The 15,730-nt window shown below is 57.1% G+C and carries 7 protein-coding genes; 6 read left to right on the top strand and 1 reads right to left on the bottom strand.

Translation table 11 applies throughout. From position 1 onward, the window contains the following. Positions 1 to 59 precede the first annotated feature (59 nt). The gene (locus MJA45_RS15020; RefSeq protein WP_315602729.1) at positions 60 to 4,034 is read left to right on the top strand and encodes an FIMAH domain-containing protein; all 3,975 of its coding nucleotides are present in this window, start codon (positions 60 to 62) and stop codon (positions 4,032 to 4,034) included. Positions 4,035 to 4,104: 70 nt separating this feature from the next. On the opposite strand, the gene MJA45_RS15015 is transcribed toward MJA45_RS15020, so the two are convergent. After that, positions 4,105 to 4,902, bottom strand: coding sequence for an alpha/beta fold hydrolase (locus MJA45_RS15015; RefSeq protein WP_315602728.1), 798 nt, complete (start codon positions 4,900 to 4,902; stop codon positions 4,105 to 4,107). Between the two features lie 320 nt (positions 4,903 to 5,222). On the opposite strand from MJA45_RS15015, the gene MJA45_RS15010 reads away from it, so the two are divergent. The 5 genes from MJA45_RS15010 to MJA45_RS14990 all read left to right on the top strand — a co-directional run bounded on the left by MJA45_RS15010 (position 5,223) and on the right by MJA45_RS14990 (position 15,485). Next, complete coding sequence (locus MJA45_RS15010) at positions 5,223 to 7,697, top strand: glycosylhydrolase-like jelly roll fold domain-containing protein (RefSeq protein WP_315602727.1); 2,475 nt, start codon at positions 5,223 to 5,225, stop codon at positions 7,695 to 7,697. Between the two features lie 265 nt (positions 7,698 to 7,962). Next, positions 7,963 to 9,780 (top strand): hypothetical protein, encoded by a 1,818-nt coding sequence (locus tag MJA45_RS15005; protein WP_315602726.1) that lies wholly within the window; start codon positions 7,963 to 7,965, stop codon positions 9,778 to 9,780. Further along, positions 9,777 to 11,204 carry a glycoside hydrolase family 28 protein gene (locus MJA45_RS15000; RefSeq protein WP_315602725.1) on the top strand — a complete coding sequence of 476 codons (1,428 nt, stop codon included), beginning with the start codon at positions 9,777 to 9,779 and terminating at the stop codon, positions 11,202 to 11,204. Before MJA45_RS15005 ends, MJA45_RS15000 begins: the two co-directional genes overlap by 4 nt. Positions 11,205 to 11,235: 31 nt before the next feature. Then, a complete protein-coding gene (locus MJA45_RS14995) occupies positions 11,236 to 13,980 on the top strand; it encodes a hypothetical protein (protein WP_315602724.1) in 2,745 nt (914 codons plus the stop codon). Next, positions 13,977 to 15,485, top strand: a complete 1,509-nt coding sequence (locus MJA45_RS14990; RefSeq protein ID WP_315602723.1) for a hypothetical protein — start codon at positions 13,977 to 13,979, stop codon at positions 15,483 to 15,485. Before MJA45_RS14995 ends, MJA45_RS14990 begins: the two co-directional genes overlap by 4 nt. Positions 15,486 to 15,730: the final 245 nt, after the last annotated feature.

Genomic DNA, 15,730 nt, shown 5'->3' with positions numbered 1-15,730 from the left:
GCCGGTTCTTACGTACGGCAGGGTTAGTTCTTTCGTTACTGGTGGCATGTCCGGTTGGGATGGTTCCCGTCTATGCCGATGGGAATACGGCTCCTGTCACACCGGCAGCGAGTGTTTCCGTCCCGCCTGTGCTCGTTACCGAAATTGTTCCGGATTCCGTCGATGTCGAGGGGCCGACAGGTACTAAAGAAGACGCCTTTGAGTACATAGAAATCTATAACAATTCGGATAAGGCGATGAATCTTAAGGATTACCAAATCCTTTACCGCTACCCGACCGGTCCGCAGGATGATCTCGTATTGGCAACGGACCCTTCGGATGTCGTGCTTCCGCCCGGCAAAACGCTCCTCATCTGGCTGAAGAACGCGACCAATGCGAATCTGACCATGGAGGATTTCAACCGCCATTTCGGGACGAATTTGGTGCTGAATACCGATGTAGTCCGGGCCTCGGCAGGTCTCCACAGCGGCAGAACCCGCTGGATTGTCTTGGCGACCAACACCGGACGCGAGCTGGTCAGCGCGGTTTACAACGATGGCGTCCATGATGTCATGAGTGATATGGGGGTAGTGTATGGTTACCCCAAGGATGGCACCAACGAAATGATCAAGCTAAGCTCCCGAACGGTCCGGGCTACGCCCGGCAGCCTGGATCCCGGGCAGGTGCCCGATTCTTATACCGCCATTCCGGAGGATAAGGTCGCGCCGGTGATTATTAACCACACCGGGAGTGGAGGGGAGCCCGCAGCGCCGGCAACGTTCGAGGTTCAGGCAGAGGACAGCTCTCTCGTCAAAACGGTAACCCTGTTCTACAAAACCAACAAGCAGACCACCTATACGCCAGTGAATCTGAAGCAGGACAAAGAAACCTTCCGTTACGGTTATACGCTGGACGGCCTGAAGCTGCTCGGAAGCACGTCGGTGGATTATTATTTTACCGCGTCCGACGGGTTCCAGGAATCCAGGAGCGAAACGTTCCGTTACCGCATCGCCGTCCCTTCCGTCAGTCCCCGGCTTAACCTGTCGAGTGGGGAGACCGTGAAAGGAAGCGTGTGGGTCAAAGGGACCTCCAATGAAACCGGTCCGGACACCCTCTCCCTCGCGATAGACGGTAAGACGGTAACGCCAGTACAGAGAGGACAAGAGGGGAAAGCTTATTTCACCTTCGAGGCAAACGGGGTAGACAACAACTACCAAAATATCGTCAAGCAAGGCTCCAACGTGGTGCACGAGCTTAATTACAAGGTCACCGGCTTCAACACGGTAACCGTTCCGGTTGATGGAATCGTGCAAGGGGAAAATCAATTCTCGCTTACAGCCGGCTCCTACACGGCTCCGTACGACGGCACCTCTACCGAAAATCTGGATGATTTCGATGTGCGGAACATCCGGCTGATCCTGGCCGACGGAACAGTTTTGAGAGATCCCAAGTACAGCAACGCGTCAACCGCCTTGGACATGGGGGACAACGGCCGTTTCCTGCCGGTGGTCAACTTCACCTTCAGCTTGACGGAGGAGCAGGCACGCTCACTGGTCTATTCGTGGGACACTTCGTCTGTTACGGACGGAGTCCATCAAGTAACCGTGACGCGAAATGACGGAAAAACCGCCCAGGCAGCCGTTCGGGTAGATAACCATGGGCCTGTCATCACGACCACCCTGGAGGATGGCAAAGAGTATAAAGGAACGTTTACCGTGGAAGGAACAGTCGTCGATGAAACGTCGGGGGTGGAATCGACCTCCGTTCATCTGGACGGCAAGCCGGTGACCTGGCCGCTTCGAACCTCATCGGCTGAATTGGAGCCGGGAACCCATGTGCTCCAGGTTCAGGCAGTTGACAAGGCAGGCAACCGCAGCGAGCGTACCGTCACGTTCAAGACCGTGGAAGAAAATCCTTATTCCCCGGAGCTCGTTTCACCGGCTAATGGGGCAGAAGGGGAAAGCCTGAGTCCTCTCCTGGAAGTAAAAGTCACTGATCCGACCGGGGATGCCCAAGAGGTTTCGTTCTTCCGAGGATATTCGTATCCTGCTGATGCTCAGGAGCGGACCGCCGTTTACTCCGGTGCCTCCGAGACGGAGCCGCCTCTCATCCTGGAGCCGGAAGGGGAGCGTTCTTTGACGCAGGAAGAGATAGCAAAAATCAAGGGTGTAGATCAAAGTTATCTCGTAAACGATTCCGTAAACAAGTTTCCTTATTTGCGTTACGAGGTTAAGGTGGAGGATTCAGTCACTCCTCAGGACAACGTGGAGCTGGTCTGGAAGGGCCATTCCCTGCCCGGCCGCAAAGTTTCTTTGTATGCCTGGGATTACCAGGATAGCAAATGGAAGACGTTGGATTCGGTAACGGCGAGCTCCGAAGAGGATTTTGAGCTTAGAGGGAAAGCTCCGGCAGACCGCTATGTCCGGAACGGCACAGCGAACCTTCTTATTCAGGATCAGGTGGAAGCGGAGCCGCAGGAGGACTATACCTTCGTGTGGATGTCCGATACCCAGTACTACTCCCAAACGTATTCTCATATTTACGAAGCGGAAGTGAACTGGATCCGCGATCATGCAGAGGAGAATAACATCCGGTATGTCTTCCATACGGGAGATCTGGTGGAGAACTGGTTTCAGGATTACCAATGGAAGAACGCCGACCGTTACATGAAAACGCTGGAGGAAGCTAATATTCCATACGGAGTGCTGGCGGGCAACCATGATGTTTCAAGTACTAACGATTATGCAAACTATTCGAGCTACTTCGGGGAGAGCCGGTTTGCCGGCAAGCCGTTCTACGGCGGCACTTACAAGGACAACCGCGGTCACTACGACCTGATCTCCGCCGGAGGAACGGACTTTATTATGGTTTACATGGGCTGGGGAGAAGGGCCGGAAGAAGTGGAATGGCTCAACCAGGTGCTGGAGCAATACCCCGACCGTAAAGCCATTCTGGGCTTCCATGATTATGTGACTCCGACCGGAACGATCTCCAAGACCGGTCAAATGCTTCTCGACCAAGTGGTGAAGCCTAACCCGAACGTCTTCCTCGTCTTGAGCGGACACTATACGGGAGCGGCCTTGACCCCCATCCAGCTGGATGACAATGGAGACGGATCGACGGACCGCACCGTCTATCAGCTTCTGTCGGATTACCAAGGGCTTGGGGAAGGCGGAGACGGATACATGAAGCTTCTCCGGTTCCATCCCGCCGACGGAACCATACAAGTTCAAACCTACTCGCCGTACAAGGACGATTACAATTACTACGATCCGGTGCAATATCCGAATAAAGACGAATATGACCTGACCGTTGACTTGTCGCCCCAGCTGAAGAGAGTGGCCACCGATTATGTGGAAGCCCGCCTCTACTCGAGCGAAGCCATCGGGGGACCGGTTTCGTCGGCCAGCGGATCATCCGCCCAAGTCCGCTGGGAAGGGTTGGAGCCCGGCCAACGCTACTTCTGGTATACGGAATCGCGGGACGCCTACCAAGGCCGCACCGTTTCCGATCTATGGAGCTTCACAACGGTGAACAAACTTCCCACACCGCAAAATCTTAGAGTGACCGGGACAACGGAAACGGCCGTTTCCCTTGCTTGGGACCCGGTTACAGCGGGCTCCCGCACCATCTCTTATGAGGTATACGGAACCGGAGTGCCGCTCGGCATGGCGAGTACTCCTCTCTACACTCTCTCCGGTCTCCAGCAGGATACCGAGTACCGGGTGTACGTGACGGCGGTTGACGAGCGGGGAACCCGTTCGGAGCCAAGTGAAGCCGTCACGGTCAAAACCAATGTAACCCTGGAGGTCATCCGGGCATGGGTCAACCGGTATACCGAATCCGGGGATCTGAAAGGACCGCTTACCCAGCCGTTGTCGAATGCCTTGGACCAAGCGGAGCATCAGCTTCAGAAGGGCGACAGGGCTAAAGCGGAGAAGCATGTGGAGGATTTCATCGGCCACCTGAACAATAAAGCGTTAGGCCCCTTTGCATCCGACTCCGCCAGGGACACATTAACCAAGAAAGCGGAGGAGTGGCTGGCTTTGGAATAGCCGTTCCAGTGGAATTGGCTTAGACGTAAGGAACGAAGAGGCCGCGGAAATGCGGCCTCCTTTTTTTGATTCAGCTCAAGAAAAACCTTTGCAGAACCGGTGCCAACACAGAAGGCTTCACGATGTGCGTTTGTCCGGGCAGGGTCTCCAGTTGAGCGGAGGGAAGCGTATGGGCAAGAGAATGCATAGCATTACGCATCCACTGGGGGCTTTTTCCTCCCGCCATGACAAGAGAAGGGACGGATAAGGACGCCCACCTCTCCAGTGACGCAGCCGAACCTCTTTGATGCTCCATGGTCAACAGCGTGTCATACGGAAGCGTATGGGCAACCGCTTTTAGCTTCGACCATGCAGGCATTAGCGGCATGATGGCCACCAGCGGAGCCGGCAGGCCGACGCCTGCTCTCATAAAATGCTTGACCGCAGCGCTCCGTTTTCCGGATGCCAACAGGCTTTCCATCCGCTCCCTATAGGTGGCGGGAAGGGGAGCCCGGCTATCATCGACAATAAAGGGAGCCTCGTAGAGCGCCAGCTTCTTAACCGAAGACAGCCGGTTCGCTGCCTCAAGCGCTAAGGCGGCCCCGGACGAGATTCCATAAAGATGAACCGTGCCCCCGGCTTCCCGGATCAAAGCCTCAAGGTCCTGGATTTCATAATCAATCGAATAGGAGGAGGAGTTCCCGCTGCCGCCGCGTCCTCTCCGGTCATAAGTGTAAACCGTAAAATGCTTCTGCAGCAAAGCCGCTAACGGCCCATTCGGTCCTTGGGAACGGCTGCAAAGAGCGCCGTCAACGAGAATCAAAGCAGGACCGTCCCCTTTCTTCTCATAAGCGATCCGCGTTCCATCTTTGGTGGTTACGGTATTCATATGTCCCTCCTGTAAATCATTCTTATTTATACAACGAACGGCAAACGGTCCGATCGACAGACAAGCGGATGTTTTCTGTTCTTTTTCGATGACTACTGCTCAATTTCCTACCGAGCCGAGAAACTTGCTTCATAGAATCGCGTGACGGTTGGCAGATAGGCTTTATCACCTGCTTTATCCGTTACCCCAACCGCAAGATCGTCCTAATGATCCTAAAAAGTGCAAAGCGGAACAGCTACCGCTCAAAAACCTCCTATAGCCGGAAACCGGCAGCTTGGGTAAAGTAGGAAAGGAAGGACCTTATGGAAAGGAGAAGCGAAATGACATCCATCCCGCTGGAGAAGCAGTTCCTTGACCCGTCAGAGGAATATACCCCGATTCCTTTCTGGTTCTGGAATGATGAGATTACGGAAAAAGAACTGGTAAGGCAGATGGGGGATTTTGCGGATAAAGGGGTGACCGGCTTCGTCATCCATCCCCGGATGGGCATACCGGAAACGCTGCCTTATCTCTCCGATGCCTATCTTAGCTTGGTCCATACGGCTGTGAAGGAAGCGGCCGCAAGAAACATGCAGGTCATTCTCTACGATGAAGCGATGTATCCCTCCGGCTCGGCCGAAGGCAAGGTCGTGGAAGGAAACCCGGAATATGCAAGCAGGGGACTTATCATGCGGGAGGTCACCGCAACTCAACCTGTCCATCTGCCCTCCTTTCTGGAGGCAGGGGATTCCCTCGTTTCCGTGCAAGCGGTACGGAAAGCCCCCGACGGCTCCCTCGATCCGGCTGAAACGGTTTTGCTCAGGCCGAGCGGGGGCAGCGTTTCCCTGGAGGGGCTCGAGGGAGGGGAATGGACCATCCTCTTGTTCATCGAGACCTTTACCAAGGGGACGATCCGGGGCATTCACTTCGGGGAGGATGACGGGGAGGCGAATGCGCCGGCCTCGGCGGATCTGCTGAATCCCGTCGCCACAGCCAAATTCATACGGCTGACGCATGAAGCCTACTATGAACGGCTGCAGAGCTATTTCGGCACGACCGTGATCGCGATGTTTACGGACGAGCCCGACATCATGGGCAGGGGCCACCGCAGAGGGCTTAAAGCCTGGACACGGGATTTCCTGACCTTGTTCATAGGTAAAGGAAACCGGGAGGAGGATCTCCCGCTTTTGTGGCTGGAGGACCCCGCCGGGCGGGCATCGTCCGTCCGTTCCCGCCACCGCAAGGCGGTGCAGGAGCGGCTCGTCTCCGCATACTACAAGCCCTTGAGCGAATGGTGCGAAGAGCATGGCATTGCGTTGACCGGCCATCCCGCCGGAAGCGACGAGATCGGGCTGCTGGAGCTTTTTCAGATTCCCGGACAGGATGTGGTCTGGCGCTGGGTGGCTCCGGAGAACAGCCTGGGGGTGGAGGGCCGGCACAGCACGGCGGCCAAGTGTTCCTCCGATGCGGCCCGGCACCGGGGAAGGCGGCGGAACCTGAATGAAGTCTTCGGCGTATGCGGTCCGAATAACGGATGGGACCTGTCCGCCGGCGACATGAAGTGGTACCTGGATTGGCTTTTTGTGAGGGGAGTGAACCTGATCTGCCCGCATGCTTTCTATTATTCCGTGGACGGCCCGCGCCGCTACAACGAGAGACCACCGGATGTCGGCCCGAACAATATTTGGTGGCCGCATTATTCCCTCATCTCCCGGTATATCAAAAGAATGAGCTGGCTTATGACCGACAGCCCGAACACCACTTCATTGGCCATTCTCTGCCGGGAGGATGAGATGCCTTGGCGGATCGCCAAGCCCCTCTATGAGAGCCAAAGGGAGTTTAATTACCTCGAAGAGGCACTGCTAAGGGATGTTAGTATTATACAAGACGGCAGGATCCACCTAGCGGACAATGCCTATTCGATCGTTCTTGTGGAAGAAGACCTGGGCCTGACCCCGGAAACCGTGCGCCGGTTAGACGAGTTTTCCCTTCAGGGAGGAACGATTATCCGGCTGCGGAAGGGAGGAGATGAAGACCGGGTCAGCCTGGAGAGAGCCTCCGCGATTAGCGAACCCGATGAAGTGGTTTCGGTTCTGGATAAGCTAATCGGTCCTACCGTGCTTCTCACTCCCCGGAATGCCCGTCTTCGCGTGAGCCATGTCATGAAGGAAGGACAGCCTTTCTTTCTTCTTGTGAATGAAGGGGAGGAGGCCTACGAAGGAACGGTTACTTTGCCGGTTATAGGGAAGGCGGAAGCTTGGAAGGCCTGGAGGGGAGAGATAACCGGCGTCCCGGCCGTTTCGGCGGATGACAGCGGGTTGACCCTGCCGGTTGAGCTCGGCCGCAGGGAGAGTATCCTTTACCGGATCCTTCCCGACGAAGATCCGGTGATCTCAGCGGCTAAGAAGTCCCCGCGGCCTCCGAGTATAGAGCATTTGCAGGAGGGCTGGATGGCGGAGGCCCCATCCTTTCCCACTGCTCCTCCCTCCCTTGGTTCCTGGTCCGGGCTCGAAAAGCTGAAGCACGTTTCCGGTACGGTTACCTACCGGAATTCCTTTGATAGGGAGAGGGGAGCGCAGGACGAAGGGATTAGGCTCGACTTGGGCGAGGTTGGAGAGATAGCCGAGGTCCGGGTGAACGGGCAGGAGGCCGGTGTGCTGTTGTGGGCCCCTTATCGCTTGGACATTACCCCTTATCTGAAATCCGGCAGGAATGAGTTGGAGATCCGGGTCACGAACAGCTTAGCGAACCGGCTGGATGAATCGCCTCTTCCGGCGGGCCTTATTGGGCCGGTTGTTTTAGAGACTTACCGATAAGCGGAGCCCATTTAGAAACTTATTACTTCTTATGGTTATTTTTTATGGGCTCAAGACAAAGAGGTTCTTCTTATTTAGGAAGGCCTCTTTGTTATGAACAAGGGGCCATGGGAGAAGGTTTTTGGGGGATTCGTACTTTATAGCCAAGCCAATCGGTTTCCTGTGTGCAACGACCCTATAAAATCGGCAGAAATCGCCTATATGCGTTGCAAAGAAAACCTGTACATTGGTAGAAAGGATCATTTCTTTGGTGGAGGGACGGCCAGTGAGACAGCCTGAGAAGCATATTCGATATGCAGGGGGGATCACCGCCCAGTTGGATTATCATCATGGCCAGCTCCGGCCTGTAGTCGGCGTGCAGACTAGACAAGTCACAAGGGCTGTCCGCACACCCGGTCAGGACGGGGAGGAAGGATGGACCTACAATCACGCGCCTATGCTCGCTTACTGGAAGGGGAGTTTTTATCTTCATTATTTGAGCAACCCGGTCCACGAGCACGTGCCCCCGGGCCGAACCCTTCTTACGGTTTCGCAGGATGGAAGAAACTGGGGGGATCCGGTTGTTCTGTTTCCTTGTTACCGTCTGGAACACGTGCACCGGTACGAGGACGGCGAAGTGCTGCCCGAAGGAACGTACAGTGTGATGCACCAGCGGATGGGCTTCTATTGCGCTGGGGACGGCCGTCTGCTTGTTCTTGGGTTTTATGGCTTCAGTCCAACACCAAAGGTCAGCCCGAACAACGGGAAAGGCATTGGCCGTGTCGTTCGGGAAATCTATGAGGACGGACGGCTCGGTCCTATCTATTTCATCCGGCTTAACCGGCATGCCGGCTGGACGGAATCGAACGTGTCTTTCCCGATGTATACCGAGTCGGAGGACGAGGGTTTTCGTCAGGCATGCGAGGAGCTTCTCCAAGACCGGCTTGCCACCCTGCAGTGGTGGGAGGAAGACCGCAGCCCGGACGGGTTCTATGCGGTAGAAGGAGGAACGGCCTTCCATCACTACCGTTTACCCAACGGAGAGGTGGCGGGGCTGTGGAAGCATTCCCTGACCGCCTTCACGGCTGATGAGGGAAAGACCTGGTCCGTTCCGGAACGCGCCTCTTCCCTTATTATGGCGGGCGGGAAAATCTGGGGAGAGCGCACGTCCGATTCCCGGTATGCGCTGGTGTATAATCCGTCTCCCATCGGCAACCACCGCTGGCCGCTTGCCCTCGTCACGGGGGACGATGGGCTTGCCTTTGACGACATGCTCGTTGTTCACGGGGAGGTTCCTCCCCGGAGATATTACGGGCAGCACAAAAACTACGGGGCAAGCTACACCCGCGGCCTGGAGGCCGGGAGTGAGTCTCCGCCGGGCGGAAGCATGTGGGTGACGTACAGCATGAACAAAGAGGACATCTGGGTAAGCGAGATTCCGGTTCCCATTCGCAGCCGGGTCTCGGAACTGGTAGCGGATTTCTTTACCGACATGGAGACCGGCGGAAGGGTGAAGGATTGGAATGTCTACAGCCCGTTATGGGCAAGGGTGGCCGTTGCCGACTTCCCCTCCCCCGAGGATAAGAGCTTAGAGCTTCGGGATGAGGATCCGTACGATTACGCCAAGGCGGAACGGGTCTTTCCCGAGTGCGCGTCCGCCCGCGTCCGCATCCGGCTGATGCCCATGCAGGCTGACCGGGGCCAGCTCGACATCGAGTTATGCGATGGAAGAGGAGCCTCCCCCATCCGCTGCCGGTTAGACGGGGACGGAGGAATTAAGCTTCTACAGGCCGGGACGTGGATGGAGCTTCAGAGGTACGAGCGGGAGCAATGGCTGGAACTCGAGCTCCGGTATGAAACGGATAAGCAGCGTTTCTCTTTGACGGTAAACGGACACAGCCACGCAAAAGCGTATACTTTCTCCATGCCGGCTTATACGCTGGAACGGCTTTTGCTGCGTACGGGGGAGAGCCGGCGGGAGCCGAACGTCGAAACACCGATTGTGACACCCGATCTCCCGAATGCCGGCGTCCGGACCCTTCCGGTCCACTATTACATCAACCGTGTCCATATTCAGCCTATTGAAAGGGGTCATGCGCAATGAGGATGAACCAAGAAGTCGCTCCAGACCCTATGCCGTTTGAGATGCTGGCCGTGGAGGTGCCGGTTTTTCCCGAACGGACGGTTTCCATTGCCGATTACGGAGCCGTCGGTGACGGAATGGCTCTGAATACCGAGGCCATCGCGTCTGCGATCCGAGCCTGTTCCGCCGCAGGAGGCGGGACGGTTCTTATTCCGCCGGGGATGTGGCTGACGGGTCCAATCCGGCTTGAGAGTGGAATCCGTCTCCATGCGGAGGCCGGCGCCGTGGTCGTGTTCAGCAAGAACCGGGACGATTATCCGCTTATCGCGACCAGCTACGAAGGGCTGCGCACCGTCCGCTGCCTACCCGCCCTTTATGGAGCGGATCTGACCAATATCGCCATAACCGGGGAAGGAATCTTTGACGGATCCGGCGAGGTGTGGAGGCCGGTTAAGCGCATGAAGCTGACTGAGGGGCAGTGGAAGCGGCTTATCGAATCCGGCGGGTACGAGGAAGGCGGAACCTGGTGGCCGACCGAGCAGTCGCTGAAGGGAAGCTCGCTAGTCAAACGGCTGATTCAGGAGAAAGTCACCGATCCGGCCGCCTTCGAACCGGCCCGCGACCATCTGCGCCCAACGCTCGTGCAGTTCGACCGCTGTACCCGGGTGCTGCTCGACGGTCCGACCTTCCGCAACTCGGCGGCATGGAATGTCCATCCCTGGCTGTGTGAGCATGTCACGATTCGCCACGTGGCCATCCGCAACCAATGGTATGCCCAGAATGGGGACGGCCTGGATCTGGATTCCTGCCGTTTCGCGGCCATTCACGATTCCCTCTTCGATGTAGGCGACGACGCCATCTGCATCAAGTCGGGAAAAGATGCGGATGGGAGGGAGCTTGGCAGGGCGACGGAATATGTAACAATAAAGAACTGCCAGGTGTATCACGGACACGGAGGATTTGTTATCGGCAGCGAAATGTCCGGAGATGTACGGAAGATTCACGTTTCGGACTGTACGTTTATCGGCACGGACACGGGGCTTCGCTTCAAGAGCACACGCGGCCGCGGGGGCGTAGTGGAACAAATCCATATCCGGAACGTCCGCATGAAAGACATCGCCAAAGAAGCCATTCTGTTCAGCTCCTATTATTCGGGCAAGTACAATTCCGAGGAGACGCTTCCGGTAACGGAAGAAACTCCGGTATTCCGGCAATTTCAAATCAGCGATACTACCTGTTTCGGTGCCGGTAAGGCCGTGCTTATTAAAGGTCTTCCGGAAATGCCGGTGCAGGATGTCGTTTTCGAACGCGTGCGGATAACGGCACGGACGGGAGTCTCCTGTACCTATGCCAAGGATATTCATTTTCGGGAGGCAAGCATCATTCCGGAAGAAGGACCGGACTTTACGCTGGCGGACACCGAGGGCGTTGTGGTACATTCCTAATTCATTTTGCCGGCGAAAGAGGGGATAAGGCATGCTGGATTATATAACAATTGGATACGACTTACAGGCTTCTCCCCGGGTGCTTCTAGGGATCCGTTTGCTGAGGGAAGGCTTAAAAAACTGCGGGTATATCGTTCATGAGAAGCCGGGGGCCTGGAGCTGGGACCACTACCGGACTACGGGAGGGCGAAAGCTGTATATAGGGAACCGGCAAACCTCCCCCCTGCTCTCCGAGCTGGAAGAACGCGATGTGCTTCTCTATCATACGGAGGAACCGGGAGAGGAGGGCTTCTATCTGGCAACCCTTCCGGGAAGGCTTCAGGTGGTATCCGGAGGAGATGACAACGGGGTTCTTTACGGGTGCCAGGAACTCGCCGGAATGATCCGGGAGGCCGGCGCGCTGCCCCTGGATCTCGCCTGCGGGGATTATCCCCGCTTCCGGTGGAGGGGGACGGCCGTAGGGCTGCAGAATTCCCAGCTCGAAGCCCCGCGGCAAGCGTATGAATATCCCCTAACCCCCGAGCGGTTTCCCTGGTTCTACGATAAGGCCATGTGGCTCGATTATTTGGACAGACTCTTCGAACACCGGGCGAATGTTCTCTTTCTTTGGAACGGCCACCCCTTTTCCTCCCTGGTGCGGCTCCCCGACTATCCGGAGGCTCTTGAGGTTAGCCCGGAGCAGTACCAGTTGAATCGCAAGATCCTTATGTGGCTGATTGAAGAAACGGACCGACGGGGCATTCGCCTCTTTCTATCCTTCTATAACATACACGTTCCCCACGCGCTTGCGGACAAGTACGGGCTGGCTTACAGCCAGACCCGACCGGTTCCCGTTACGTCCGACTATTACCGCAAATCGCTTGCGGCCTTCGTCCGCGATTTCCCCCAGGTGGGGCTCATGGTGTGCCTCGGAGAGAAGCTGAAGGGCCAAATGTACGGCGCGGAGTGGCTGTGCGAAACGATTCTGACCGGGATTAAGCAAGGGCTGGACGGACAGCCTCTCCCTGACCCGCCTCCCGTCATCGTAAGGTCGCACGGGATCAATGTGGAGCAGGTAATGGAGGAGGCGGACCCGCTTTACCCGAACCTGCACACCGAGATGAAATATAACGGGGAGTCGCTCACGACATGGACTCCAAGGGGGGAAGTCCAGAAGCTGCACCAGAGGCTCGGGTCCCGCCGTGGCATCCACATGGCCAATGTTCATATGCTGACCAATCTCGAGCCATTCCGCTGGGGCGCCCCGTCCTTTATTCAGAAGTGCGTTCAGGCGGCCAAATACCGGCTGAACGCAAACGCTCTCCACTTTTACCCGCTCTCCTTCTGGGGATGGCCGTATTCGCCGGATCAGACCGAGCCGCGCCTACGGCAGGTGGACCGCGACTGGCTATGGTACGCTGCCTGGCTGCGCTACGCCTGGAATCCGGGCCGGGATTACCGGGCGGAGAAAGAGCATTGGGTCCGGCAGCTGGGAGAGCGGCACGGGAGCCCCGAGGCGGCCCATGCTCTGCTGGAAGCGTTGGAAGCCGCCGGCCAATGCGCTCCGAAGCTTCTGCGCCGTTTCGGCATTACGCAGGGGAACCGTCAGACGATGAGCCTGGGGATGACGATGAGCCAGCTGACCAATCCGGACCGCTATACCCCCTGGTCAGCCCTGTGGGAGTCTCACGCCCCGCAAGGGGAACGGCTGGAGGATTATGTTCTCAAGGAGCTCGCCGGAATGCCCCATGTGGGGGAGACTCCCCTGGATGTGGTGGATGACGTGGAGAGACTCGCGGGGGAAGCGGAGCGTGCGGTTAAACGCGCAAGGACCGCCGCTTCGAAGAACAAGGCGGAGGTGGACCGGCTCGTCTCGGATATCGAGGCCATCCGGGCCATGGTCTGCTCGTATACCTATAAAGTGAGAGGTGCCCTGCTTATCCTGATGTATAAGCATACGTCGGCGGGACGGTATTCGGAGGCGGAGCCGCTGGAAGAAGCGGTCGAATGGATAGAGAAAAGCATGACCAGCTACCGGCGCTTGACGGCCCTGACAGAGAAGCAGTACCGGTATGCCAACGGCATGCAGACGCCCCAGCGCAAAATTCCTTTCCGGGACGGAATGGCCTACTCTCACTGGAGAGATTGTCTGCCCCTGTTCGAAGAAGAGCTGGATAACCTCCGGCAGCACATAGCGGAACTAAAAGCGGGTATTGCACCGGCGGCTCTCCACCTCGAAGCCTCTTCCGGTCAGTTTAAGCCGTTTGAGGGAGAGGAATTCCGGCTGCTTACCGAATCCGCCGAGGTCTACCGGATCGAGAAGGGGGCCCGCGTGTTTACCGACGGAGACATTCCCATTATCGGCTGCGCGGAGGAGCTATACGGGCTGAACGGAATCCGGTTCAGCCAGCTGGAGGCGGTCCACGGCGAGGTATCGGTTGAAATCGAGCTGGACGCACCCGCTAAGGTCCTCATCGGATACTTCCATTCGCCGGAGAGCCAGTGGCTGCAGCCCGTGAAAAGCGGGAAGGGAGCGGAAGAGCCTTCCGCCTCCGGGAGCCATTTTCCGGTCATCCGAAAAGGGATCCGCTTGTTCTCCTACCCTTCCGCGGATATCCATGCGGTAAGCTATGCGGCTGGGCGCCATACGCTTTGTTTTGGCAAGGGAGCCTATTTGATTATTGGGGTGGTGAAAGCCACCCAGCCGATGACTCCAAGGGAATACGATCCGAACAAAGATGACCGTACCACGCTGGACTGGCTGTATGAGAAGGCCCGGGAGGTGACGGTGCTATGATGGCTGGCAGCGGCACAGCCGCGCGGCTTAGGGAAAGGGTAAGGAAGCATGCCGATCTCCTGCTGAAGCATGCTTCCGACCCCGAAGGAGAGTCGCCACTGTTCGTCAACGCTCTAGATGGCCGGTCCCTGCAGTCCGTCTCTTATGATCCGGATCATGTCAACCGCAAGGCCCTGCTCTCCAGCCCGGCGAGCCAATCCCATTGGTTCAAGCTGCTGGACGGCTTATCGGACGTAACAGGGCTTCCCCGCTATGCGGAGCGGACGAGAGAAGTTTACCGTTACCTGCTGGGCGGGCAAACGGATGAACAAGGGCTTCTCTATTGGGGCGGCCATACCGCCAACAATCTGGAGACCGGAACCCTCGAATTTGCCGGGGATAAAAGCAAGGTCCATGAATTGAAAATGCATTATCCCGATTACGGCCTAATGTGGAAAGCCGACCCGGCCGGTACCAAACGGTATATCGAAGCGATATGGAATGCCCATATTCTCGATTGGGGAACCCTCGATTTTAACCGGCACGGGCCTTACGGAACGGAGCGGGGGCGGATCTGGGAGAATGAATACCAAGGAGGGGATGTATTCTTCTGGGGCAAAGGACTTACCTTCGTCAACGCCGGAAGCGATCTGTACTATGCAGCGGCTATGCTGAGCAAGCTGTCCGGTGAGCAGGCTCCTCTCGATTGGGCAAAGCGGCTGGCCTCCCGCTACGTGGAGACCAGACAAGAGGGCGTCGGCATAAGCGGCTACCAGTTCAGCCAATCCGCCGGCTCCTGGTGCGATGGGCCAGCGGTACGCGGGGACCGGGCCCAGTACCAGATAGCCCCACTCGTCCCGGAAGGGCATCTGGTTTATGAAGGGACCCTCTTCAAGCCGAGACCGGCGGTTCAGCGCTGCCAGCTGGCCGTAGGGGGGATGCTGGGAGAGGAAGGCGAAGGTTTCATCCGCTGGGCGTGTGAAGAGATGACGGCCTGGGGGAGAACGGCATTCCGGGAGAAGGACTGCTCTTACGTCCCCATGCTGACCGACGGCTTCTCTCTGGAGGGGCTTGTGTTGGACCGCAAGGGCTACTTCGGTCCCGCGGGAACCGTCTTCCGGGCCATGCCGTTAAGCGGGGACGATTTCTGGATGTATGCCTACGGTTACCGATTGTCGAAGGATCCCTTTCTATGGGAAATGGCCCGCTCGATTGCTAAGGGGATAGGGCTTGGGGAGCTTGGTTCTCCGCAGGGAGAGGGGCGGAGCCTGCGCGACTCCGGGTCTGCCAGCGATTACCGAGTCCTTTATGCCCTGCTGGATTTGTACCGCGCTACGGAGGACCGGCGGTTCCTGGAGACGGCAGCCGGCCTGGGGGAAGGAATGGCAGAAGCCTGTTTAGGTCCTTCGGGTGCTATTCAAGCCGGGGAGACCATCCTCACGGATCATCCTCTTCCCTTGGCCCTTCTGCATCTGGCGGACGCATGGGAAGGCAGGGCATCCACGCTTAGACCGGCCTGGAAATAGCAGGGGGGAATCCACACCTCTAAGGTGTGCATGATGCCCCTATAGGAAGGTCGGGATGACCCACGTATTGGGAATGCGGTCTTTCTATAATAACCAGTAACGGCATCACGGCTTGCATCATCCGAGAATAAGAAAGGGAAGGCCGATAAGTCAAGCTGATAGCGCTTCCACTGGAAAGACGGAGGCCAGCCTTCCCGCCAGCCGTTATAGGATGAATAAAAGGGAGGAATCAAGTTATTGTGTTA

Origin of the sequence: Paenibacillus aurantius (genome assembly GCF_032268605.1) — a bacterium.
GTDB classification, from domain to species: domain Bacteria; phylum Bacillota; class Bacilli; order Paenibacillales; family NBRC-103111; genus Paenibacillus_AO; species Paenibacillus_AO aurantius.
Note: the sequence above shows the minus strand (reverse complement) of the source record. Positions and strands in the feature narration are given on the sequence as shown.